The organism is Arthrobacter sp. efr-133-R2A-120 (genome assembly GCF_030209835.1).
Taxonomy (GTDB): domain Bacteria; phylum Actinomycetota; class Actinomycetes; order Actinomycetales; family Micrococcaceae; genus Arthrobacter.
Window position 1 is genome coordinate 90,995 of record NZ_JARVRF010000024.1, and the last position, 25,756, is coordinate 116,750.

A 25,756-nucleotide genomic window follows, 5' to 3' on the forward strand; every position below is an offset into this window, starting at 1 on the left:
CGCACCTCGTTGGCGAGTCTTGCAGCGGGCCCGGAACGCGGGGTAACGACCAGGATGATCCACCGGGCGGACCCATGTCTGCTCTGGCTCGCTTCGAACATCGACACCTGACATCACGCAGACCTGAATCGGGAGGCTACCGCCCAACGCGTAGCCGCCACGTCAACATCGCCGACGCGGGCGCGACCAGTTTCGAGAAGCAGAAAACCCCCGGATTTCCGGGGGTTTTCTTTGGCGGTGACGGTGGGATTTGAAACCTTTTCAGTCCTAATCAGGGCATGAAAAATCCCTAGAATTCAAGGATTTTGGTTACCTCAAATCACCCGTTTTTACATCGGATGTGCCCAAAATGTGCCCAAAAAGTGCCCACGGCCGTGGGCTTTGATGGAGGCCCCAGCGGCGCTGAATCGCACCGCTTCCAAACCGACGGATCACGTTCGAAAGGGAAGGGCTTCGCCAATAGCTGCCGTTCCCGCGGAGCGAGCCCCGATATCTCGTGCGTGCCGTCCACGTGGGCTTTTGTAAGAGGCATCAAATGGGATACGACCGATGGGCTCCAAAGCATCGACTCTGAGCACGGTCATTTCCGCTGACGTGAGATTCCTTCGCTTCTCGTTATTGAAAGGATTCCACTTTCTGAGCGGGTCGGCATCTTCGGCCAGCGATGGGAAGTATGACTTCTAACTTTAGATCCGCAGTCCCATGTCCCGTGTCGAAGGGGACGGCTGGTAAGGGTCCACCGCTGCCGTGGCGGGGCTGGTGCGGGAGTGGATAACAGTGGAGAGTTTCGTCTGGAGCCGTTGGCGCTGGTTTTGCCTGTCTGGTTCCTCCCAGCTGACTGGGGTTCCGAGCGGGTTGGCGTTGTCGGTGATGGCCCAGCGATCCCGGTAGATGAGGACCTCCTGCAGCGCTCGCCGTCGCCGGTCCGGGTCCGGGATCTTCTGGAGTTGCGATGCCAGGTCTTGCACCCATGGTTCTTGGCTGGTGGGGATGCGTGCGGCCACGAGTCTGGCGCGGTGGCGGATGCGTTGTTCGACTTGGGTAATGAGGTTGCTCAGGTCTGGCCGGTTGCTGGGGCACCGGACGAGCCCTTCGGGTGCTGCGTGGAGGTTGGCGGCGGTGCGTAGCCGGTGGTGGATGATGGCCGTGAGGTCGCGGACTTCGCCGTGGGGCGTCATTGCGTTGAGCACTTCGTGCTCGGCCATGTTCCGGTCATGTGCTGCCAGACGCTTCCAGGCGGCGACGGCGGGGCCCCATGCCGGGGAGCGCCGCAGATCCCCGGCCGGACCGGGGGAGTTGGTGGTGAGGAAATCGGTGAGGTCGTCGTCGGCGGCGAGTTGGGTGAGGTAGTCGTGCTCGGCGGCGAGCTGGTGGAGGGTATCGGTGCTGTCCTGGAGTTCCTGCCGGGTTTCGTGTGCGGTGTGTTCGGCGCCCTCTGTGGCGAGGACCTGGCCGAGGATCTCCGGCCAGCCAGGCAGGCCGGCCGGATCAATCCGTTCGTCCGCGTCGGTATCGGGTTCGACGATGTAGGCGGTGTTGGTGGTCCGGCCGCGGGTCATGCCGACGTAGAACAGTTCGCGGGTGAGCCTGCCTTCGGTGACGACGATGTGCCCGGTGTCGACGGTGATTCCCTGCGCCCGGTGCGCTGTGGTTGCGTACCCCAATTCCGTAAACCCGGAGAGATAGTTCCGGTCAAGGTTGATGGTGGCGCCGGTGTCTTTTCTGACGCAGGGCACGCTGCCGGCTTCGGTGGGGGGTGCGGTGATGGTCAGGAGGGTGCCGTTGCGGATGAACCCGCCCAGGCTGTCCCTGATCCTTCGGTCGTTGCGACGGGCCAGGATCACGTCCCCGCACCCGGCAGTGAGGCCGTCGGCCAGGGGCACGGTGTGGCGGGTGTCAACGGCTCCAGTGGCGGCCCGGTCTTCCTGGGCGCGCCGGTTGAGGACGGTCACGGTGTCATTGTCCGCGGCGATGAGGATGGAGGCCAGCCCTGCTTTCTCGTCGGCGGCCCATCCCGCGTAGGCTGCCTCCATCATCCGGTGCTCGTTTCCCGCCTGGATCCGGCCGTGTCGCTGGTACTCCAGGATCCCGTCCCAGTTCCCTGCCCGCAGGTGGAGCGATGCGGCGCTTTCCCAGGCGTGGGTGAAGCGGTGCAGTGAGGTCAGCCGCACGGCCCGGCCGGTGCGGTCTAACCAGCCGAGCATCCCGCCGGCGTCGATGGAGTCCAGCTGGGCAGGGTCACCGACCAGCACCAGTTTCGCCCCGGCCGCGGACGCCATCGCGGTGAGGGCGGCGAGCTGGTAGGTGGGGACCATCGACGCTTCGTCGATGATGACGAGCTGGCCGGGGTGGAGCTGCCAGCGGGCGTGTTCGGCGGCGACGGTGGCGAGGACCTGCGCCGCCTGCCGCCGCCGCTTCTGAGTCGGGCCACTGACCAGGGGGTGTTCCAGGGCGTGTTCGGCGAGGAGGTAGCGGCGGGCGCGGTTGGCTGCTCCGGGGCCGTTGGATTCGTAGAGCCATTTCGTCACGTTCTCCGCTTCGAGTCCCAGCGCGTCGCCGAGGACGTCGGCGGACACGGCGGCCGGGGCGAGGGCGACCACGCTGCGGGGGCCGTGGACCTGTTGCCAGCCGTCGCTGACGGCTTTCATGGTGGCGGTCTTCCCTGCCCCGGCCGGGCCGGTGACCGCGTCCAGGCGGCGCCAGCTGGTCAGGATCTGGAGGGCGGCGTCCTGCTGGTCCGCGAACAGGACGGACCCGGCACTGCGGGGCGTGGCGGTGACGGCGTCGACGGCGTCCCAGGGCTCCAGACCGGGCGCGTCGGTGGCGTGGCTGGCGGCCATGATGGCTTCCTCGTCGGCGAGGATGCGGGTGTTGGTGAAGACCGTTCCGGTGACCGGGTCGAAAACCGTGTGCCCGTCCGTGGCGAGATCAGCCAAGGCGTTCTCCGGGGCGATGTACCGGTGGTCGTTGAGGGGGACGGAGAACGTCTGGGCGTCGTCGGCAAGGGCTTCGATCATCGCTGTGCGTTCGGCGGGGCTGGCCATCCGGATGTCGGCGCAGACGCGTTCGGCCTCGGCGAGCAGATTCCACCGGTTCCAGGTGGCGCGTTTTTGGGCGACGAGGTCCATGACCAGCTGCCCGGTGACGTGCCGCCATTCCGGGGACAGGTCCGCACTCGTGAGGGGTCGGGTGCGGGACTGGTGGACAGTGGCGGTTATCAAGCGTTCCGGCGTGCAGCCAAGGCTTTCGGCCCGGCGGCGCCAGGACGTAAGCCGCTCGGTCAATGGTACGGGTTGGGCGTCCTTGGCCGTCCGGGTGGAGAGGGTGGCCTGCTGCCGCAGCTTCAGGACGGTGGCGTCGGAGGGATTGGTCCCGTGTTCGAGATTCCAGAGCCGGACTAGCCGGTCCTTCTCGAGTTCGATGATCCGTGCCCGGGCGGAGAACTCCGTGATCAGCCCGGCATCGATCCCGGATAGCTCGCGGCTGGGGTTGCGTTCGACCGAGGCCGGTGCCCGCAGCTCGGTCTCGGTTCCCAGGCTGCGCCGCAGCTCGTCGAAGAGCAGGCCGTTGTAGTGCTCACTGGCCGCGACCACCGCCTTGTATAGGGTTCGGGAATCGAGAGTGGCCCACGCCCCGTCGCTCGTTCGTTGAACGCGGTTGGCGACGACCAGGTGGGTGTGCAGTTGCGGATCGCCGGCCCGGGATTCCCAATGATCAAACGCTGCGGCGATGGCTCCGCGGACCGGGACGTGCGCCACGCCGCTGCGGCCGGTCCGGGTGCCGATGGCCCGGCGCTCGAGCCAGATCAGGGTGTCCTGCATGGCGCGGTGATGCGCCGCCAACACCTGATCCCGGACGTCTTGTGGGCTGAGGGCCCACAGGACCGAGACTGACTTCGGAACGCTGAATGTCAGGTCGAACCCGGCGACTGGGTGACGCGTTGATGTTCCGTCCCTGCCGGGCCCTGCCGGGGCGGTGGCCCGCCGCCCGTGCCGGCGGCCCAGCGGCTCACCGGTGACCGGATGCAGTGCTCCTTCGAAGACTGACTTCGCCGAATCATCCGTCAGGACAGTGCCGGGGAAAAGGCCAATACCGTCGATGCCGCTGCCCAGCCAGGTCCCGGCCGGGTTCCCGGACTTCGTGTAGTAGTCCGTCAGATCGCGCACGGTCACATCACCATGCGCCGTGGTCTTCAGCAGGTACTTCACCCCGGCATCCGCAGACAGCCGGGCAATGGACATCGTCACCGCAATGCCACGGGAACACCCGCGCAATGCGGGCAGGCACCGAACTCGGGGCATGAGGTGGTGATGTTGTTTCGTCGTTGCTTCACCCCCCTTCATCGTCCGCAACGGGCTCGGGGACATGACTACCGGCGGTCTGTCACCTTTCCGTCAACAGGTGGCACCCGCTTGGATGCCAGACGTGTAGCTCATGCGGGAGTATCTTCCGCGGGCCGAGGGGTGAGAATTGGGGTGCCGCTTGGTGACGTCTATTCACATTGGTGCGGGTGAGCCCGTAGACGTGTATGACGCGGGGTCCGTGGGTGAGCCGGATTGTTGCCGTAGAGCAGTGCGCCACGAGGCGCTGTTTGTTACGAATGGAGGTGGGAGACCTTCGTCGCTTCGCCGTCGTAGCGGCGGGGTGAAGCTGGAGGCAGCCGTTCTCGGGGATCACCGAGAGCCGGTGGGAGCAGCCTCGACAAAGTCGGGCCGATTCAGGACTGCCGGATGGGTCGGGTCCGGTGAGCGAGACGGGAAGGTATACGAGAGGAACCGGTGTCGTTACGCCTCTTGAGGCAACGCCAGCTCCAACCCGGTGGATGTGGGCTGGTATGCGGTGCACGCCCGCCCCTCATTTCGGGTGGGGGACTCCTGGTCGGGTTTGCTTTTCGCGGCCAGGAGTCCACGGTGAAAGTCTGCGGCGTAGCCGTGGCGATGCCTTAGGGTAGGGCCGGGTGCCTGGTAAGCCTCGGCAGAGCCTTAGAGCGATTGCTGTGCGCCAATTATCGGTTCCGTGCCGGTGGATTGCGGCGCCTATTTGAACAGGGGGACATGTGGTTCGACCAAAGAAGAGGCAAACAACGACTAGAAAGATGTCACCTCGCCTCAGTGAAGAAGCGAAGGCTTCGATGACAGCCGTCGGCAAACTAATTGAACTTCAGGCTCAAGTCATTGAGCGCGCCCGGCGGGATACGTTGCGTCATAACCCTCCATCTGAACTGGGCAGGTTTGACCGTGCTGTTTTTGAGCGTGCGGTCTCGGTTCTTCATGCCGTCTACGTACTAGCTGCAGCAGGGCACTGGGAAACGGCCAACGCGCCCGTGCGCCAGCTGTTCGAATTGTTGGTCAACATGGAGTATTTAGTTTCATGCCCGGACCGGGAGTTAGCGGCTATCAGGTTCATGCAGTTCGGATCCCTGCAGGAGGCCCTCGGCATTCTCGGAGAGCTGGAGCTCGCACACGCCAGGGGCAGGAAGATACCTGTGGCCCGCCTGTTGCAGGCAAAATCTGCTTTGGACAACCCGGATTATGCACAGTTCAAGACCACCGGCGCGAACGGGCAGACAAGATGGGCGAAGTCATGGAGCGGCAAGAATATTCGTGAGTTATCTGCCGCATCTCCGAGCGAACTGCGAATGGTCAACTACCAGACCTTGTTCTCCACCTGGTCGGAGCAGGCGCACGCTGCCCCAGGCGCTCTGGTACGCGGCATCATCTCGAGTGTGTTCCCCGAGCGTCCATACCTAAGTGACGAAGCGGCGGAGACTGAAGCTGTTGTGGCGATGAGCATCGTCCAATTCCTCGAGCTATGGAAGCTCCTGCCACAAGCCCCTGAATTGGAAGAATCTGTCCGCAGCGAATGGCTCATCCGCTTGCAGGCTTTGATGGCTATACGCCGGGCCGACGGTGGCCCCCTGCTGATCGAGATGGAATTTTAGGTTCGGAGGACCCGTTGTACGACCTTTGGTTTCGTTGCCGAACACGAGAGGAACTTGGGGAAAGGGAAACATGACGAATGATCAGGGTGCGCCTCTGGGATGGTTTCACGCCGTTAAGACACGAGATGCCGTGGCTCAAACCCGCGACGGGTGGCCCTACTTTGAGGCAAATCCAAGAGGCACAGATCAGACTGGAGTCATGATGTACGAAATCCGTTTCGGCGACGGTGAGTGGATGCTCGCGGTCGAAAGCGATCTTTTACGCCGTGAGCCGTAGGAATCCTGCCAGTTGCGGTCTGCCCCTCCTAGCCCTCGCGGAGTAAGGCTTTGATGATGGGCAGCTAGTGAGTTGGCAGCCGTTGGCAGCCCTGAGAAGTCGTAACCGGGGGTCGTTAGCTGAACCCACCGCGGCTTGCGATCCGGAAAGCCAAAGGCACAGAAGGCTCAGGCCCTCAAACATTGCGACTCGCCCTGCGGATCCTCGCCCTATTACGGGTTACGGCCTGGGGCCGGCTAGAATCCTAGGCATGGCCAAACCACTACGACTCATTGATCTTTTCGCTGGTGCAGGCGGGATGACGGAAGGGTTTGAGTCCACTGGCAAGTTTAAGACGATTGTCGCAGTTGAACATGACCAGCATGCCGCTGCCACCTATGCACTGAATCACCAGGCTGAGCGCGTGTACGCGGGCAAAATCGAGGATTGGCTCGAGGAGGGGCGGGTGCCTGAAGCTGATGTGATCATCGGAGGACCTCCCTGCCAAGGGTTTTCGGCTTTGGGCAAGCAAAACGTACTGGATGAGCGAAACTTTCTTTGGCAGAAATATGCGGAAACCATATTAGCGGCGAAGCCAAAGTACTTTGTTGTCGAGAATGTGCGCCAATTCTTGAAGTCCGATCAGTATGAAGAATTTGAACGCTGGACTCGACCCGGGAACCCCCTGGAGAAGTATGTTCTTCAGCCGTACCTGCTAAACGCGGCCGACTTTGGTGCCTATCAGTCGCGTGTGCGGAGTATCGTGATCGGTCGCTTGAGAGAGCTTCCTGAGGTGCCCGAACCCGAAGGCGCTTACAGCGGCTGCCATCGGACTGTCGGAGAAGCCTTTGCCTCAATTGAGGCGCACGTAGTCGAAACCACCTTCCCGGAGGTCTCCTTCGAGTATAACGGGCAGCGAATTCCGGGACCGTATAGCACGCAGGATCTGCACGTCACTAGGAACTATACGCAGCTGTCGCTCGACAGGTTTAAGCAAATCCCAGCTGGTGGAAACAGGTTCAACATTCCTACGGACTTGCTGGCTAACTGCTGGAAGAATCACACGACCGGTTCAGGAGACGTGATGGGACGGTTGCGCAATGACCGCCCTTCAGTGACCATTCGAACAGAATTCTTTAAACCTGAAAAGGGCAGGTATCTTCACCCCAACCCGAGCGTGCACCGGGCAATTACGCACTACGAGGCAGCAAGGCTCCAAGGCTTTCCAGACGACTACAAGTGGGCAGGATCGAAGACTTCCATAGCGCGTCAGATTGGTAACGCGGTGCCGGTGCAGCTTGCGAACCACCTAGCGAACCTGGTTGCCGCTCAATTTCATGCCGAAGTCGTCGTGTCCGGCAAGGAGTCCATTTAAGCTCAACAGTCACGGCTTCGGTATCACCGGCTTGGCTGGGGCATCCGGCCTGATAGAACTGTCTTACAACAGCGTGGTTACTGACAAACATCGATCTTGCGGGGGAGCAACTTGCCATACGATTTTTGGGCGGACACAGATAGCGATCTGAGTCGCTTCGTGGCAAGCGAGACACTTCAAGCGCTGGACGCGTATAAAGCCCGCCCAGACTTGATCCGCGAACACAGCAATATTGAACAGGCAATCACCCAGAGCGGCTACGGCCGCAAACAGCTGAATGAGCTGATTCAGAACGCGGCAGACGCCATCGATCTTCCAAACGGCCGAATTCGCATCGTGCTGACCGACGGAACGTTGTATTGCGCCAACGAGGGATCACCGTTCACTGAGGCGGGCTACCGCACCCTGATGCTTTCGCATTCCTCTGAGAAGAGGGATGACCAGATCGGGCGGTTCGGGCTTGGATTCAAGTCCGTCATTCAGATTTCCGACTCCCCTCAGATATTCAGTAAGAGCGGTTCTGTCAAGTGGGACCGCCGGCAAAGCACCGAACTCCTTGAACCGCTGAGGCCGGGGCTGCCTTCGTACCCAGTCTTGCGAATCGCCACACCGGTCGATCCTGTCGCTGCTGCCAGCTCGGATCCCATTCTTGACGAACTCATGTCATGGGCTACTACCGTTGTGAAGCTCCCCTTGGTTCAGCAGGCTGCATGGCTAAGCGAGGAGATGCGGAAGTTTCCCCACGAGTTTTTGCTATTTTCCCAAAACATAGGCCTCTTTGAGTTCGACAACAGAATAGAAGGCACTCTTACTGCCTGGTCGGCACGCCGTGATGGCTCCGACGTCCTCCTCGAAAACGATGATTTGCAGGAGGAATGGCGGATTTTCCGAGCCAAGCATCATGTCAGTCCCCAGGCGGCCGTTGAGGCAGGATCAATCGCAGCCAGGGAAACGGTGGACGTCACTTGGGCAGTACCCATCAAGGGCAACCCCCGCCGTCAACGTGGTTCATTTTGGAACTACTTCCCAACAAGTCACACGACTTCCCTAAGAGGAATTGTGAACGCGGCCTTCAAGATGAACGAAGACCGCCACAGCATGCTTCACACGCTGTATAACAAGGAAATTCTGCAGAAAGCCGTCCCGATGATGGTTGCTGGGGCGTTGGCATCTTTCCGGGACGACGCGGACCCCGCCGGTTTCCTGGACTTATTGCCCGCACGTGGCCGGGAAGCCCCTTCATGGGCCGACTCTGTCATCAATGAACCCATCTTCGCAGCGCTATCGGGGATCCCGTGCCTGCCCGACAGAGCCGGGGAGCTTCAGCTCATTTCGGATCTCTTGTTCCCGCCAGATATGGAAGAAGCCACTCACCTTGAGGAGATGTGGGATAGCTGGGTTGGGCTTGACCGGCCGTGGTTGCATCGTTCAGCTTCCACGACCAAGGAACGGCGGCTTATGGTTCGACGTCTCTTGGGTCTTGCCAACAAGGGGAGAGCCCCGGTTGAAGTATGGCTCGAAGAGATCACCTACGGCCGCCGTCTGGACGATTTCGAAAATGCTCTTCGGATGGCGGTCGAGATCGACAAGCGCCACCCGGACCATCGGGCCGCGATGCGCCGGAGTCGCATCGTGCTCATGCAGGACAGTAGTGCCCGGCCGCCGATTATTTCAAAAGTGTTCCTCCCCATAGATGAAGAGGATGAAGGAGATAACCTCGTCTCTTATGAGTTTCTGCATCACGGTGACGTCAGCACCCTCCTCAAGGCCCTGGATTTCCAGGCACTTGATGACAGAGGAAAAGTTGACCGCATCGCCCGCCAAGTCGCAAAAGACTACGAGGACGAAAGTGCAGCCGAATCTCTTTGGCGGCTTTCTCGAGCCCTGCCAATTCCGGAAATGCTTGCCATTATCGGTGACCGCCTTGATATCGGTAAGCTCCGCGTTAGGTCAAAGGACGGCCGGTGGCGTCCGACCGCCGACGTCTGGCTGCCTAATGGTCTCATCCCGACTAACAGCGTCGGCGACGAACACCTTCTCGTTGATGAGCTTTTTCATCGGCAAGACCTCAACCTGATGAAGAACCTAGAAGTGAAGAGCACGTTAGCGGAGCCCGCCACGGTGAAAAGTGGGCCTTCCTATGACCTGTGGAAGTCCTCGGAAGCTGCAAGAATTTCTGCTGAATCAAGAACTTCACCTGTTCCAGTGTCGGAAGCATCCCTTCGCTTCAGCCCGGTATTGGCCACCTCGGACCTTCACCTCCTGTGCAAGGCATCCATGCGCACTCGGGAAAAAGTCACTCAGAGGATCCTCTCTGACACTCAATACAAGACAAAAGTCGAATTCAGCAGCACCTACAAGAGCGCGCAAATTATTGATGGGCCGGATATGTGGTGGGTGCGGAACTATGGTGTCCTGCAAACCCGGCTCGACTTGGTGGACGTGAAGTACTGTGCTGGGGCCGTTGAGGGGATTCCCGTGGGGTTCCTTCCCTACCCTGGGCCATCCCACGCCGAAAAGCTAGAGCTTCCAGACTCCGTCGACGGGGTCAACTGGGGTTACGCGCTGCCGTTGGCCGAGCAGAAACTTCCATACGGGCGCGTTCATGAACTGTATGGACTCCTGGCAAAACTTGGCGTTCGTCGACCCACGGAACTATTAGTCCAGCAGGCGGACGGCACCACTACGCGATACCCTGCAGAGTTCGTAGCCGTTGCCGAAGATGATGACACCTATCAGTTCCTTTTGCGGTCCGGCAAAGTCGCGGCACTTTACACCGGGAATCCAGAGCTGACTGAACCCCTCTCTGAGCGATGGAAACTCCAGACAGTCAAAGTTGAGTTTTTTAGCGCCTTCGAACATGTGAAAGATGAAGACTTGGATACGGAGACAATCAGCTCCCTGTATCCATTCCTTCACCAGATCGAGTCGAAAATTAGGCGAAGCACCAAGTGCATCCCGTGTCTGTCCCTGAGCACTGTCCGTTCAAACAGCTATAACGAAGAGCAAGATCTGGAACATCACGAGACGTTCCGTGACGGCTCAAATTTCTACTATGCCTCCATCTTGTCCAGCAGAAGGCTACTCACCGCCTTGCTCCAGGATGCTGGCAGCTCCCGCCGCGCCGCCGATGTCGAAGCAGAGATGAGACGGCTGGCCAAGGTAGAACGCACGCTTCCGGGAGCCGATCCCGAGCCGGCCCCAGAGCCTGAACACCTCAAGACACATGCCAGCGGATTCATCCCGATTGACGCAACCAGGAACCTCAGCGAACAGATCACGCTAATCGAACGAGCAGTTCTTCGTTACCTGGACACCCCTGATGCAAATGTTTTCGACCTCAGGCTCAACTTCGAGGTCGATGTCTCCCAAGGCATCACAAATGAGGCAGCCAGCAAGGTCACAGAAAATGTGTCGAAGCTCGGTGGTCAAGCTAGGTTCGAGGACTAAAGATGCCCGCCAGATATGAACTCGACGAACGGCAATGGTCTACTGAAACCGTTTTGCCGGACCCCTCAACCATTGCGGCTATCGGAATGCACCACAACCTCACGAGCGCCCTGGCAGACCTCGTTGATAACTCCATTGATGCTACGGCCAGCCACATCCGGATCCGTTTCGTGCAGCGCGGGACCACCATACTTGGGCTCCAAATCATTGATAATGGGCGAGGCATGACTGCTGAGGGGCTAAAGCAGGCGATGACCTTCGGAGCGCGGCGTGAGTACGGGGCTGAAGATCTTGGGCATTTTGGGCTCGGCCTTAAGGCGGCCTCTCTATCTCAGGCCACCTCCTTCGAGATCTATTCTCGCCAAAAATGGGGACCTGCAGTCGGCCGCCGGATGGATCAAACAGTAAGTCAGGACTTCAGCGTCGGAGTAATGGAGCCAGGAGCCGCAAATGAGCGGCTTGACAGCGTTGCAGGCATGGAAGTACCAAGTGGCACCTTGGTGGAGTGGCGAGGCCTGAAGGACGTAATACACACATCCGACCATGGGGAACTCACCGAATGGAGATCAGCCAAGCTTCGCTCTATTCGCGAGCACTTGGGTGTTACCTTTCATCGTCAACTGCGACTTGGCACCGTGGAAATGGACATAGACACATTCGACGTTGAGCGAAACAGAACCCTCCCTCCCCTCAAAGTTGATCCCATCGACCCCTTCGAGGGCTCCTTGCAACAGGACGGCTACCCCCGGACCTTTGTCGTCGATCTTCCGGACGGAGCATCGTGCACGATCGAGGCGCACCTGTTTCCTCCTCGTCTGAACTCGGCAGCTTTCGATTTATACGGGGAACCCGGAGAAGCGAGGCAGGGAATCTACTTATATCGACGGGGCCGGCTCCTATCGGGTGGGAAAAACTGGGCAGGGCTGCGTCTCCCCAAGAAAGAGTTGGGACTCGGCCGAATCAAAATCGATCTTGATTCAGCAAACGAGCACTACATAGCACTCAATGCGGAGAAAGTCACCCCCGTATACTCCGAGGACTTCACCCGGGCGATGGCGCGGGCCCATGCACCAGGTCCTTCATCGTCCAGCCTCGATTCATACTTTACTGACCTTCAGAGAGCCCACAAGGAATCCAAAAAGACGAAGCGTCAGGAAATACGGCTGGTTGAACCCGCCGTTGGGTTGAACCCCGCAGTCCTTTCCCGCCTCACTGACCTCCAGGATTTTGCTGACTTCGATCCCCTCGATCTGCGCTTCGTTACCCTCCCATCCACAGAACTATTTCGGGCTGATCGGACAGCACGACGCATCGACGTCAACGTAGAGCTCGTCCGAAGGATCTATGGATCAGAAGGCCGCTTGAGCAACCGAGACGGCCAACTGCTCAAGGCCTTCCTTTACTTCCTCCTCGAAAGCGACTTCAAAGTTGAACAACGATGGAACGTCATTCGGGAGGACAGGCATCGCATCCTCAATGACGTGCTGTTGGCCGCCTTTGCCGAAGATTTTATCCAGCCGAACGTGCAAAAAGACCAGGCACACGAGAAGAACGGCGGTGCCTAGCAGATGGCCCAAGATTCACCCGGCGAGGTTCGTAGACTTGAACCCGAAACCATAGAACGGTATTTCAAGTCACCAAACACTGTCGTGCATCTGCTTTCACAAGTTCCTCGATGTGAGCTTCGCATCGAACCCGCCACCGAGAGCATGGAGCTCCGCGTTCCGAATGACGGTTCGAATCCCGATCTCAGTCCGTTCGAGAACATTGAAATTGACTACGCGACCGACCCGGATCAGGACTGCTTCGTACTGAGGCTCGCTGCCGGTGGAATGCACTACGCGGCGTACTCGTTCATAGCCAAGATCGTCGAGGAACTGCAGCAGGGCCACTTCTTTTCCAGCGCAGTCTCCCACAGCCTCAAAGAATACGAGCTGCTGATCCAAAGCCGCAGGCTACTAAGCTCCGAGAAGCAGACCGGACTCTTAGGAGAGCTGCTGCTGCTGACGTATCTCTGCAGTATCGACCCGGTCTCGGCCATAACATCGTGGCTGGGGCCGGAATCGGAACAACACGACTTCTCGTTCGACACATTCGACCTCGAAGTCAAGACGACGAAATCGGAACGACGAACATACCGTATCGGATCAGCCACCCAGCTTGAACCTTCCGAGAACCGTTCCCTCTTGTTTCTCTCCATTCAGCTCACTGCGGCCGGCGGTGCAGATAACGCATTCAGCCTGGTGGGGCTGGTAGACAAAATTCAAAATCTCCTTGGACCGCATGCTCTGCTATTCAACGAATACCTGGCCAGACTCGGATGGAGGTCGGCCGACGTGGACTCATACCGCGCCAAGTACGTACTCCGTTCCCGCCCAGCTTTTTACCCCGTAGATGAACAATTCCCCTCGCTGCAGAACTCCGTTCTACGGCAGACGATCCCCAACTACGAGCATCTATCAGAAGTTTCTTATCGGACCGACGTCTCACACCTACAGCCGGTTCGGGTCCCAGACGCACTAAACGGGTTTGCGGTCTACGCGAATTCGCGACTTCGGAGGTCTTGATGCCCATTACAGAAACCAGAAGCGACGCAATCACGAGTGCCATCGCGATGATTGCCGAGAAGGGCCCGAAGCTACTCCTCAACCGTGTCAACTTCTCGCTCGAGGAAGACGGCGTCGAGACGATCACACCTTCGGAGTTGACCGATCTCCTGACTCGGGAAGGGGATCCGAACGATCCCGCCCAGGTCGAATTCCGTTTGGCATTGTCCAGATGGGACCAGACCACGGATGCACAGTGGCTCAGCGAGGCGCCCAAACCCGCTACCCATCCGAAGGGCCCAGAACGACGCGCCTACGTGCTCGGGAAACTAGGCTTTTCCGAGCACGTATTTGCCGCCATCAACTCTTTCTATCCGATTATCAAAGCCGGCACGATCGTCGCGAACGTCACCGACGACGGCCGATGGCCGTGGTACTCATCGGAGAGGCGGACGCGCAGCCACTACTGGGACGTCTACCAAGGGATACTCAAACGCCGTGGCTTCGATTCGGATGCAATCGTGGCGTTGGATGAATCAACCACAGAAATCGTTAGCCGGTTCGCAGACCCAACGTGGGACGAAACCTACCAGACCAAGGGCCTTGTCGTCGGACATGTCCAAAGTGGGAAGACGGCCAACTTTACCGGCACTGTGGCCAAAGCGATTGATGCCGGCTACCGACTCATCATCGTACTGACCGGAACCCTTGAGCTTCTTCGAAGTCAGACTCAACGGCGCCTGGACAAGGAACTCGTTGGCTTCGAAAACATCGTCGGCGGAATTGACCTCTCAGACGAAGCACTCGCGCGAGAAAACATCGACTACATAGCGAACCAGGATGCAGACTGGCTGGCAGGCGACAGGTTCGTAAAATTCGGCTACGACCCAGAGAGCGTGCCGGGCGTCCCCCACATTATCCGCCTTACGAAAAGCACCGACGACTATAAGTCGCTCAGAGCCGGCCTCAGTACTCTCGACTACAAATCGAACATACGTAACCAACAGAAGATTTACCACCCGGACAATCTGTGGGACACACCTGTCCGGCTTGTTGTGATTAAGAAGAACGCAACAGTCCTACGCAAGCTCATCAAAGACCTCAAACAGATTCGGGGCAACACCCAGGACTATCCAGCGCTGATTATCGACGATGAAGCCGATCAGGCCGGAATCAATACCAAAAAACCCCCTGTGAAGCTCACCAAAGAAGAACAGGACGAAGAAAATAAGGAGGCCCGCGAGCGAACAGCCATCAACAAACTCTTGTCCGAACTCTTGGGGATTTTGCCACGCGCCCAGTATGTGGGATACACGGCGACTCCGTTCGCTAACGTCTTCATTGATGCCTCAGACGTTGATGACATCTACCCCAAGGACTTCATTTTCAGCCTGACTCCGCCCGACGCCTACATGGGAGGCCGATCCTTCCACGACCGTCATCTACTCCTTGCACCCGACGAGCCCAAGACCCCTGCAACGAGCAACCAAGCAGCGTATGTAAGAAACATATTCTCAACGCCGCACACCCTTGAGCTCAGGCAGCGCGAAATGCAAAGAGCCATGGATTCCTTTGTTCTCTCGGGAGCAATCAAGCTGTGGCGCCAGGCCCGAGGCAGTAAGGGCGACTTCAAGCACCACACGATGCTCTTCCATGAATCCGTCAAGCAATCCGAGCACAACGCTCTGGCGGACGAAATCCACCTGCTATGGAAGCGGGCAGACTATCTGGGCTTCGACGGATATGACCGAATGGCAGAACTATGGGCAAACGACTTTGCTGTGGTCATGCACGAGCTGACGCAGAGGACCGATTCTGAACTTCCCGATCCACGGACACACCAGATCCCTTCTTCCTTCGACGACGTCGCGGTATACCTCCCCGAAGTCGTGAAACGTGTCGAGGACGGCGTCCGCCCAATCGCGGTCGTAAACGGTGACAAAGACAGCGAATACACCCAGGCTGGGGCCGACTTCCAGAAAGGTCCGGTGTGGAAAATGCTGGTAGGCGGGGCAAAGCTCTCCCGTGGCTACACTATTGAAGGCCTCACAGTGACCTGGTACTCACGAAGAGCACTAGCAGCGGACACCCTGATGCAGATGGGCCGCTGGTTCGGGTACCGACCCGGCTACCGGGACCTAGTGCGGCTATACATCGGACGAAATGTCCCGGCCTCGGCCAGAAACCCTAAGCCATACGATCTTTATGAAGCCTTTGAATCGATGATCGGCGACGAGGAAGAGTTTCGGGACCAGCTCGAACAGTTCGCTGAACTGGATGAAAACGGACAGCCGCAGGTGCGCCCCATCGATATTCCGCCGCTCGTATCACAGAGCTTGCCTTGGCTTAGGCCAACCGCGCGCAGCCGCATGTACAACGCCCAGATCGTCCAGTACGCCAAGGGCGACCGCTTTAAGGACTTCTTCTATCTGCCGCCCCGGGATCCGAAGCAAAGCAAGAACCGCGAAAACCTGATAGCAATGGCCCCCGTGCTCAACCGTCTCACCGACATGGAAACGCTCCACTACACAACGGCCACCAAGAACCTCTCTTCCTACGCAGCCAAAACAGGTCTCGTGCCTGCACAAGTCGTTATCGATGCACTATCTCTATTTGAGTGGAGCAAACCGGGTCTCGCTGACGCGGACATTCAATTCGTCAAAGAAGCCATCAGCAAGGGAAGCATTACAAACTTCAAAGTTGTCATGGCAATTCCTTCAAGAGACCCACTGATCAGGATGATTGATCTCGATGAGACGGGGGCTACCCAGTTCCCCATCATCGAACGGAACAGGCGCGAACGCGGAGACTTTTCTGGGTCGTCTCGATGGACCCGACAGCCCCTTGAAGACGAATTCACCACGAAGAAGGAGGCGAACGATCCTTCCTCCCGCACAACGGGGGCCATCATACTCACCCTCGCCGCTGATCAATGGAACGGCCAAGCCGCATTCTCGGAGCCCACATCTCTGCCTGCCGACGTAGTAAATCCGGAGGACATAGCCACGCTCTTCTCGTGGGCCCTTCCCCACGCCGCTGCACCAAAGGGAAAGGCAGGCTTCAGCGTGCGAGCTCCCGACCGCCCTGACGCACTTACGATCGAGGTTTCATAGGCACCAGAGTAGACAACGCAAGGAGCGGACTCGGTGCTTTCCCGAGCCAGCTGCGGATCGTCGTAGGTGAGTTAGAGCGGCCCTTCGCAGATGAGCGTGGTTAGGGCTGTCTGGCCCGCAGTGGTCGGCTGGCTACAGCGCGCCATTGCGCGCAAGACCAAAGGGGCTCATCGCATTTGAGGGTGTAGCGGGGGTGGGCGCGTCGGTGGCCGGATAGAGGTCGAGGTCTTCCGATGATGGAAGTTCCTACACTGCGCATCCGGAAGACCTCGCCGTGTCCCACGCTACCTTCCTGCCTCCTGACCTGACTACGTTCTGCCGGCTCGATGAGCTTGGGCTCGAAGCCGCCGGGCAGCGTCTCGCCCCTGGCCGTGCGGTGCTGGAATGCCGGGCCGTTGATCCGGACGACTGGTGCCATTCGTGTGGTGGCCACGGCATCGCCCGCGGCACGGTCACACGGCCGCTCGCGCACGAACCGCTGGGGGTGGCGGCCGACGACGCTGCTGGTGAGGGTCCGCCGCTACAAGTGCACCGGGTGCGGCCGGGTGTGGCGGCAGGACATCTCCAAAGCCGCGCAGCCCCGGGCGAAGATCTCCCGCCGCGGGCTGCGGTGGGCGCTGGAGGGCATCGTGTGCCAGCACCTGACCGTCGCCCGCGTCGCAGAAGGCCTGGGCGTGTCCTGGCATACAGCGAACAGCGCGATCCTTGCCGAGGGCAAGCGGGTGTTGATCGAGGACCCGGCCCGGTTCAACGGGGTGGCCGTGCTCGGCGTCGACGAGCACGTCTGGCGGCACACCCGGCGCGGGGACAAGTACGTCACCGTGATCATCGACCTCACCCCGGTCCGTGACAGGACCGGCCCGGCACGGTTGCTGGACATGATCGAGGGCCGCTCGAAACAGGTCTTCAAGTCCTGGCTCGCCGAGCGGCCCAAGGTCTGGCGGGACGGGATCGAGGTCGTTGCGATGGACGGGGTCACCGGGTTCAAGACTGCGGCCGCCGAGGAGCTCCCGGACGCGGTCGAGGTCATGGATCCTTTCCACGTCGTCCGGCTTGCCGGCGATGCCCTGGACAGGTGCCGCCAGCGCGTTCAGCAGCAGACCATTGGTCACCGCGGACGGTCCGGGGACCCGCTCTACGCAGCCCGCCGGACCCTGCATACCGGGCACGATCTGCTCACCGAGAAGCAGAAGGACAGGCTGAAGGCCCTGTTCGTTGCGGACAACCATGCCGAGGTCGAAGCGACCTGGGGACTGCCCCGGATTTCGTTGACTCTCGGGGTTGAGTGTTGCTAGGCGGCTTTGAGGCCGGTATTGATTGTCTCAAACTCGACGGGCGTTAGCCGTCCGAGGCGCCGCTGGCGGCGTTTCCGGTGGTAGGTTTTCTCGATCCAGGTCACGATGGCCAAGCGAAGATCAGCCCGTGTGGACCAGCGGTGGCGATCCAGCACGTTCTTATGCAGGAGTGAAAAGAACGATTCCATGGCGGCATTGTCGGCACACGCGCCCACCCGCCCCATCGAGCCTTTCAGCCCGTTGCCCTTCAGCGCCCTGACGAAGGCGTTGGAACGGAATTGCGAACCACGGTCGCTATGGACCACGGTTCCTGCCGGCTCCCTGAGCGCTATCGCATTGTGGAGTGCCGAGACGGCCAGAGACGCTTTCATCCGGGAATCGATGGAGTAGCCCACGATCCGGTTGGAATAGACGTCTTTGATGGCGCACAGGTAGATCTTGCCCTCATCGGTCCGGTGCTCGGTGATGTCCGTCAGCCACAGCTGATCGGGTGCGGTCGCGGTGAAATCCCGCCGGACGTGGTCATCATGCACGGGCGGGCCGGCTTTGCGGGTCAGGCCGCGCTTCTTGGCAAAGACCGACCAGATCCGCTGGCTGCTGCACAGCCGTGCCACCCGGTTCTCGCCGGCGCTGAATCCCTGGTCTTCGAGCTCGTCGGCGATGAACCGGTACCCGAACGCCGGATCGTCCCGGTGAACGTCCAGGGCCGCGTTGATCAGGTGCGCATCAGACCAGTCGCGCTCCGTGACCGGCGCCCCCTTCCATGCGTAGAAGGCCTGTTTGGAGAAACCCAGCACCCGGCAGGCCACCGCGACGGGAATCCCGTCCGCGGCAAGGTCAAGGACCAGCGGAAACCTCATTTTGGGGGCAGCTCCCTCGCGAAGAAGGCCGCCGCCCGGCGCAGGATCTCGTTCTCCTGTTCCAGCAGCCGGATCCGCTTCCTGGCATCCCTGAGCTCTGCGGCTTCCTTCTCCGTCACGCCGGGACGGGCGCCGTCCTCAATGTCGGCCTTCTTGAGCCAGTTATGCAGGGTTGCTTCGGAAATCCCAAAGTCTTTGGCGATCTGCGAGATCGGGGCTTCATGCTTGCGCGCCACCGCGACCACGTCACGGCGGAACTCAGCGGGGAAAGGCTTGGGCATATGAACATCCTTGCTGCAAGGACAGAATCCTCACAAGTCAGGAGTCAAGCAAACCCGGGGCAGTCCCCTGGGGCATCTACCAGCGCGTCATCGCCGCCTACCGCGACCCTGACGGCACCCGGGGCAAACAGCTCATGCAAGCGCTGATCGGCGCGATCAGTGCCGGCGTTCCCGCTGCGCTGACCGAGGTCATTACGCTGGGCCGGACGCTGGAACGCCGCGCAGGGGACGTGCTCGCGTACTTCGACCGGCCCGGCACCAGCAATGGGCCCACGGAAGCACTCAATGGCCGGCTCGAACACCTCCGCGGCTCCGCCCTCGGCTTCCGCAACCTAGCCAACTATATCGCCCGGTCGCTCCTTGAGACCGGCGGATTCAGACCGCGATTACACCCTCAAATGCGATGAGCCACCAAAGGTAGCCAAGGCGCTCCACACCATCGACGCCGCCCTGGAATATGTCGGGATCGGCCTCAATCCGAGCGAGGCACGTGGGATCCTTACCTGGACTCGAACAGGCCTTGGTACGGGTCGCCGAGTCTCCAGAACGTAAGGCATCAATACGCCAGGGCTGCGGTGTGTCTGAACCGGAACGCCCTTAGGCGCGGATGCGAGCCCATCACGGCGACTTCTCCAGAGCTCTGCCTCTGGCCGCAATCCCGGTTTCATCACCCAGAAGACAGGGAATCTCGATATTCAATTTTGCTGTCGCGTCGCGCACAGATTGTGTCCCTGGAACAACTTCAACACTAAGCTAACTGTGTTGCGCGTCTGTCATCGAGGCTCCTCGATACGATTGCACCATGACTGCGTTCAAGGACCAACCGCCCCGGTGGTGTATCGACATCATCGACACGTTCCGTGGGCGCGACGCGCAGTCACCTCAGAGGATCGCTGCGTTGACGCAACGGTTGGCGGAGTCCGGAGAGATTTTAGAGAAGGATCGGGCGGCGGCCGATGTCGCGTCGACAGGAGGTCCAGCAAGCCTGACTACATTCGTCCCCCCGTTGATCCTTGCGTCGAACGGAATCCGGGTGCCGAAGATCGGGGTGCCTGGAAGGCCGGCGGGGGTGATTGACACACTCGGCACGCTACCAGGCTATAAGACGGCTCTCTCCCGGGCCGAGCTCCAGGATGCGATTCGAGCATCTGGCTTTGGGAATACCCTTTCAACCGGAGTTTTCGCGCCGGAGGATAGTGTTCTGTTCAGAGCGCGCCAGCAACTCGGCATGCAGAGCGTGCCCGCCCTAGTCATAGCAAGCCTGCTATCAAAGAAGTTGGCCGCGGGGCTTACACGCGTAGTGTTCGACGTCCGCACGATGGTCGGCGGCAACTTCGGGCAGAACACCGCTGAGGCGCACGCCAACATCCAGCTCTTGAAAGAAACAGCGGCGCTGGTGGGCGTCACCGCTTACTGTGTGGTAACAGATGGGCAAGTGCCGTCTCAACCAATGGTGGGGCGCGCCGAGGCGCTTCGGGGCCTCCTTGCCCTTCTTGACTACAGTGCGTCACCTTGGCTGGAGCGGCACTTCGTGAGCTGTACTGCGCTAACCGACTTTGCGCAAGCCAGATCAACTGATGAGCAGCCCGACCGAGAGAAGATGCGTGCCGTGCTAGACCTCCATCTTCAAGTCCAAGGAGCGAAGGGCCTCTCCGCGGCCGAGGAATATCTCGAGGAAGTCGAACGTACGCACCAGACCGCGCTTCTCTACGCCCCGGCAGGGGGGCACCTGTCGTGGGACATGGCCCAGCTGCGGGCAGCGGTTGTTTCCAATCAAAGCGCTGAGATCCCTGCCAATGGCAGGTTCCCTGATACGTGCGGCGTGGAGCTTTTCTGCGGTACTGGGGCTCGCGTGGATGCAGGTGATCCAGTCGCCCGGGTGCGTGGTAAGAACTCAGCAATTCTGCGGAAGGCACTCGAGGCTGTTGGGCTATCCCTGACAGTGACCGCGCCGAATCATAAGGTTAACGATGGGGGTTCAATCTGATGGAGTACATTTGCTTCTTTCACCCGCGAGTCAAGGGAACGGCTCCCGACCAGCTGTGCGGCGCGTGTAGTAGGCGTTTCGACTTTCCGAGCATGAATCCGCCCTCGGCAATTGCCGGGTTCGATGTTGAGCACGAACTCGGACGAGGCTTCTATGCAGTCGCCTACAGGGTGAGGCACCCGCGGACCGGCATTTCGTTCGTGATGAAGGTGACTCCCAAAGCGGTATATGAGCTTCCCGATCCGAATGACAAAACAGTCGGTGGTTACGGAAATCGGCGCGACTTCGAAAGCGAATGCCGTCTTCACGCTTCCCTTGAAGACATCCCCGAGATTGCGCGAATCGCCAACTGGGGTGAGGCTTGCGTCGATCTGGCAGGAACACCGCTTGATGTGTACTGGACCCAGATGGAACTCGTGCGAGGCGAAACCATAGAGCACTATTTCGCTCAAGGTAGCGTTTTGATGCCACGTGCGATCGCACAAGTTGCCGAGGATCTCTTGACCTTGAGCGACAAGCTAAAATCACAGAGCATATTTCATAACGACCTGCATGGCGGCAACGCGGTCATCGTTAATCTCCCACCGGAAAAGCACCGACGACGTGCCATCGATCCGGGGGTGGCGGTGAGGGTCTTCGATCTTGGCAGCGCGGCGAAAGACGATAAAGCGGACCTCAATTCGTCCCGGCTAGGTGATCTGGAGCAGATTTCCCTGCAGATTCACCGGCTGTTGGACCGTTTCGATCAGTCCGCTTCGTCGTCAGCAATCATCGCCAGTGATGTGAGGCTCTCTGCGCAATTGCGACGGGTGGCGCAGGCACATGCCCAAATCGACTGGGAATCGCGGCGCGTGACTGCAACAGACATGCTCGGGGAAGTGCGGCGTGCGTACGAGGTGGCGGTGCACCCGGAACAATACCGTCCGATCGAGTTCCAATCCATTCAAGATCACTACAATGCCCAGACACTCCCATCGGCGTTCGCAAGGACCTTGATCTATGACCCTGACGGGCAATGGACAAGGGCAATGACTTCCGCCGGGCCTCAACTTGTCGTCGGCATGCGCGGCTGCGGGAAGACAATGCTACTTCGTTCACTCGAGTGGTCGGCACACGCCGTGGTATCCCCGGAGGAAGATCGAGCTCAAGCCGTTGCGCGGATCTCGGATCAGAGTTACTTGGGTCTTTTCGTGTCTTGCGCACATCTACGCCGGGCTCCCCGGGAACGCGTTGGTGAAGGCGCCCTCCAGCGTCTCTATCTCGCTTATGCACGGGAAGCAATCAGAGCCGTGCAGACGTTCGATGTTCATGGTCTTGGCGACCTACGGCCGGAAGCGATTGACCGGTTCTGCGAACTCATATCTGCCACCGTTCCAACGTTCGAGCACGGTGAGCAGGCTGCTGCCCTCCCCCGCATCGAGCTCGAGCTTAGCAAAGCGATACAGCGTGACGTGCCCTACGACGTCCGGCGCGCCTTCGTTCCGCTAGAGGCCTTCACGGAGCTCGCAAAGGGCATCCGGTCGCTCATCGACATCTGGGCAGGCAAGACCGTCCTTTTTCTTCTCGACGATGTAAGCAAACGGTTCGTGAGCGAAGACGACCTCACGGATCTGCTGACACAGTTCTGCCTCAAGAGCGAGACATTCGGATTCAAGATCAGCACAGAGACGCAATCTCAAGTGCTTCATTCACCGAGCGGAGAAAGGGCGCTCGAAGGCCGCGATTACCAGGTCTTCCATCTTGGCGAACACGTCCTGGAGGCTCTGAAGGGAACGGCCGGTGGGCGATTCCTTGAGCAGATCCTGGATCGCCGCCAGCAGATTGTGAGCGGCAGCGCCGCGGTCCCTGCACGGAAGCGTCTGGGGAACCGGAGCCTGCGGAGCATTGCGGAGTCAATCAAGAACTCGGCCGGGCAGAGCGGGCATATGGACAGGTATCCGTACTACGGATTGAGCGCCCTCGCTGCCGTCTGCGTGGGCGACATCGGCGATGTCCTTCAGATCTTTCACAAGATGACACTCGGCACCCAACCCGGCAGTGTAATCAGCCAGCGACGGCAGCATGAGGTGCTCGTGTCCGAAAGTCGGTTGCGCCTCCTGTCACTGGTAAAGCTGGATGTAGATGACGCCTGGTATTTCAACCACAGCGCAGCGTTCGCAAACGCAAGCCACCGCGAACTCGAACAGAGAGAACGACTGCGCCAGTACTCCGACATCTTCGTCGAAGTCGATAGCAGCGACAATGCCGCATTTAGAAAGCTCATGAACCTCGTTGACAACGGTGTGTATGTCATCATCGGCTTTAGGCAAAGGTCAAAGGCGGTCGACGGAGCCCCGATCTACCAGTTCGCCCTTCGATTTCGAAAACTCTTCGGGCTGAACTTCCAAATACCATTGAGCAATAGGGATCGATTTGAACTGACGGGCGCTTCTGTCGCGGGATGGCTTGAGGAACCCCGTTCAGAGGGTCTCACACCACTCCCGGAGTCGGGGAGTGACAAAGGTAAAAGCTGGCTGCGTGACCTCAGTGAAGACGACGAGAACGACGAAGAATCGATTGATCCCCCAGTGGGCGATGATCAGACACAACTGGCGTTGTTCGATGAGGACCTCCTCATGCCCAACCCCCCTGCCGATCTGCCGCGGACAGCTCTCAAGGTCAGCATAGACGAGCTCCCCATTGGACCCGACACGCTTAGCTGGCAATCGGCCACCATAATCGCTGGCGTCGGATTCGAAGACCGCGCCGCCGGCTCTATAGGCGCGCTCAACATAGGTGGAGTCGCTCAGGTGAACCGATTCCTTCTAGTACGGTACGCAGATGAGGGAAATGCAGCTGACGTTGCTGCAGCCGTTGGGGCCCTTACAGACCAAATTGACTTCTTCGACGCCGATTCGCGTATTGATCCGAGCGAAGCTGTATGTGATGCAGTGAAATCGCTCCAGCCGGGACCCGTAATCCTAGATGTTTCGGCGCTCACAAAGCCCCTTATCTATTGCTTCACGAAAGAGCTGCTCAGCACGCGCCGCCAAGTATTCATTGTCCACAGCGCAGCGAAAACATACGATCCGCGACCAGAAGAATTGCAGCCCGTAATGGACCTCCTCGGGGAAGGAAAGTTCCCGGACGCACTCAAGCACCTCGATGCGATCACACCAGGGGAAGGAACCGAATTCGTCCCGCTATCCGTGGGTGAGCCATGGCTCGATGCTTCCCTCCGATCAATTCTTGTCGCGTTCGTCACTCTCAAGTACCGTAGGCTCGACTCGCTACTCGAGAGTATCGCAACAGACAAAATCATCGGCGTCAGGACCACCCATTCCAGCACGCCGAAGGGTATCGAGAGCAGGGCGGTGGGTTTGATCAGCGACTACCTGGTTGCGAGCCAGAATGGTGAACTCCGTTCGGTCAGCGCAATGGACGCCGCCGCCACTTATGATCTGCTTATGGAGTACTATGACCAGTACGTCCTCGACAATGCATATCGCATAGAGCTGGCCCTGACGGGCACCAAAATGCAGACGGTAGGCGCCGCAGCATTCGCCTCGGTTGCGAGAGTCGCGAATGTGCTATATTCCATCCCGCTAAATCGAGACACGTCTCGTTTCACGCATGGAACAGGACAGACGCGTCTCTTTGAACTCTCTACTCGGCTCGCGCACTGATTTGCTTGAATCGGTAGTTGTCAGAGCCCGAGTCTTGGAACCGCGGGGCGCTGCTCCAGCCGCCGCTTGATAACCGACGTTTCGTGTCCGTATGGCGGCCCTTCCGCGGTACGCCGCGAGCGACCGCTCAGTCGCGGGTTCGTGAGTAACAGTGTCAGTGCACCCCGCACTTCTCCAAGGCCGGGAAGCAGCTCGGGGCCGAGGACGAGCGCAACCTTTTCCCCAAGGCAATCCATCTTGTCGACGAGATTCGCCCCAAGGCTGTGATACTTGAAAATGTCCGGGGGCTGCTTGATGCCGTCTTCGACACGTACCGTCCGGACGTGCGACCGCTCGATGCATGCGCCTCTAACATGGGCCACTGCTTGACAACGGGCATCGTTGATAAGGACAAGGCGCAGTCGTGGTCGAGCGACTAATGTCCCCGGAGATGTTCAGCGGTTGGGGAGTGCGCACACTTGCTACCGATATGGGGCCTACCATCCGGCTAGCTACCACAACGGTTCGGTGTGGCCGCACGACAACGCGATCAACTAGGCGGAGGCTCAGCGGGTCTCCACGGCGTTGCTTGAAGCTGCGGAATTCTCGGACGAGCGACTTCCCGAATTGTTCTGCGGATTCAGTCGGGAGGAGTTCACCGAGCCCGTAGCTTATCCTACGGCGTGCTCACCGCAGGCCTGGGCAGCGACCGCACCGATCATGCTTGTTACAACGTTGATGCGATACGACCCGGACGTATCCCTGCGCGGAATATGGATGGATCCGGTACTCCCCGGAGTCCTATGGAGATCTGCACATCACCAACGCAACGATGGGCGACTCCCGAATCACTATCGACATTTCCGGGTCCGGATTTTCTGTCAAGGGATTGCCAGACGGAATGACAGCTCGCCGAGGTTACCTGCCATGGGTGGCAGATCTTATGGAACAGGGGCGGTCTCAGCAATAGGATATCCAGCTTGGGCTGCGGGCCCTAGAGGGTGTTGC

Annotated in this window: 10 protein-coding genes and 4 pseudogenes; 12 read left to right on the forward strand and 2 right to left on the reverse strand. The window is 59.6% G+C overall.

Annotated elements, in window-relative coordinates; genetic code table 11:
* Window positions 1–686 precede the first annotated feature (686 nt).
* Window positions 687–4,241, reverse strand: coding sequence for a MobF family relaxase (gene mobF / locus QRN52_RS13090; protein WP_284753269.1), 3,555 nt, complete (start codon window positions 4,239–4,241; stop codon window positions 687–689).
* 854 nt (window positions 4,242–5,095) lie between these two features.
* Here mobF and QRN52_RS13095 point away from each other — a divergent pair.
* The 7 genes and pseudogenes from QRN52_RS13095 to QRN52_RS13125 all read left to right on the forward strand — a co-directional run.
* Window positions 5,096–5,941, forward strand: a complete 846-nt coding sequence (locus QRN52_RS13095) for a DUF5677 domain-containing protein (protein ID WP_028265844.1) — start codon at window positions 5,096–5,098, stop codon at window positions 5,939–5,941.
* A 527-nt stretch (window positions 5,942–6,468) separates the two neighbouring features.
* Window positions 6,469–7,572, forward strand: coding sequence for a DNA cytosine methyltransferase (locus tag QRN52_RS13100; protein ID WP_035741489.1), 1,104 nt, complete (start codon window positions 6,469–6,471; stop codon window positions 7,570–7,572).
* A gap of 159 nt (window positions 7,573–7,731) precedes the next feature.
* Window positions 7,732–11,022, forward strand: a complete 3,291-nt coding sequence (locus QRN52_RS13105; RefSeq protein ID WP_284753169.1) for a sacsin N-terminal ATP-binding-like domain-containing protein — start codon at window positions 7,732–7,734, stop codon at window positions 11,020–11,022.
* A 2-nt stretch (window positions 11,023–11,024) separates the two neighbouring features.
* On the forward strand, window positions 11,025–12,587 hold the full coding sequence (locus QRN52_RS13110) for an ATP-binding protein (protein ID WP_284753171.1): 1,563 nt from the start codon (window positions 11,025–11,027) through the stop codon (window positions 12,585–12,587).
* A 3-nt stretch (window positions 12,588–12,590) separates the two neighbouring features.
* Window positions 12,591–13,589 (forward strand): PD-(D/E)XK motif protein, encoded by a 999-nt coding sequence (locus QRN52_RS13115; RefSeq protein ID WP_284753173.1) that lies wholly within the window; start codon window positions 12,591–12,593, stop codon window positions 13,587–13,589.
* On the forward strand, window positions 13,589–16,681 hold the full coding sequence (locus QRN52_RS13120; RefSeq protein ID WP_028265848.1) for a Z1 domain-containing protein: 3,093 nt from the start codon (window positions 13,589–13,591) through the stop codon (window positions 16,679–16,681). Before QRN52_RS13115 ends, QRN52_RS13120 begins: the two co-directional genes overlap by 1 nt.
* 274 nt (window positions 16,682–16,955) lie before the next feature.
* A pseudogene (locus tag QRN52_RS13125) lies at window positions 16,956–17,937 on the forward strand (ISL3 family transposase); the annotation flags it as partial.
* A 35-nt stretch (window positions 17,938–17,972) separates the two neighbouring features.
* Here QRN52_RS13125 and QRN52_RS13130 read toward each other — a convergent pair.
* Window positions 17,973–19,117, reverse strand: a protein-coding gene (locus QRN52_RS13130) for an IS3 family transposase (protein WP_284753176.1) whose coding sequence is annotated in 2 segments (ribosomal slippage) — window positions 17,973–18,844 and window positions 18,844–19,117 — 1,146 coding nt in all. Because the reading frame shifts where the segments join, the coding sequence is not laid out codon by codon here.
* 20 nt (window positions 19,118–19,137) lie between these two features.
* On the opposite strand from QRN52_RS13130, the pseudogene QRN52_RS13135 reads away from it, so the two are divergent.
* From QRN52_RS13135 to QRN52_RS13155, 5 genes and pseudogenes are all read left to right on the forward strand, one after another.
* Window positions 19,138–19,524: pseudogene (locus tag QRN52_RS13135) on the forward strand (transposase); the annotation flags it as partial.
* 395 nt (window positions 19,525–19,919) lie between these two features.
* Entirely contained in the window at window positions 19,920–21,104 is a 1,185-nt protein-coding gene (locus tag QRN52_RS13140; protein WP_284753177.1) for a hypothetical protein, read from the forward strand.
* 92 nt (window positions 21,105–21,196) lie between these two features.
* The gene (locus tag QRN52_RS13145) at window positions 21,197–24,769 is read left to right on the forward strand and encodes an ORC-CDC6 family AAA ATPase (protein ID WP_155854312.1); all 3,573 of its coding nucleotides are present in this window, start codon (window positions 21,197–21,199) and stop codon (window positions 24,767–24,769) included.
* Window positions 24,770–24,948: 179 nt separating this feature from the next.
* A pseudogene (locus QRN52_RS13150) lies at window positions 24,949–25,056 on the forward strand (DNA cytosine methyltransferase); the annotation flags it as partial.
* 39 nt (window positions 25,057–25,095) lie between these two features.
* Window positions 25,096–25,718: pseudogene (locus QRN52_RS13155) on the forward strand (amylo-alpha-1,6-glucosidase); the annotation flags it as partial.
* Between the last annotated feature and the right edge of the window lie 38 nt (window positions 25,719–25,756).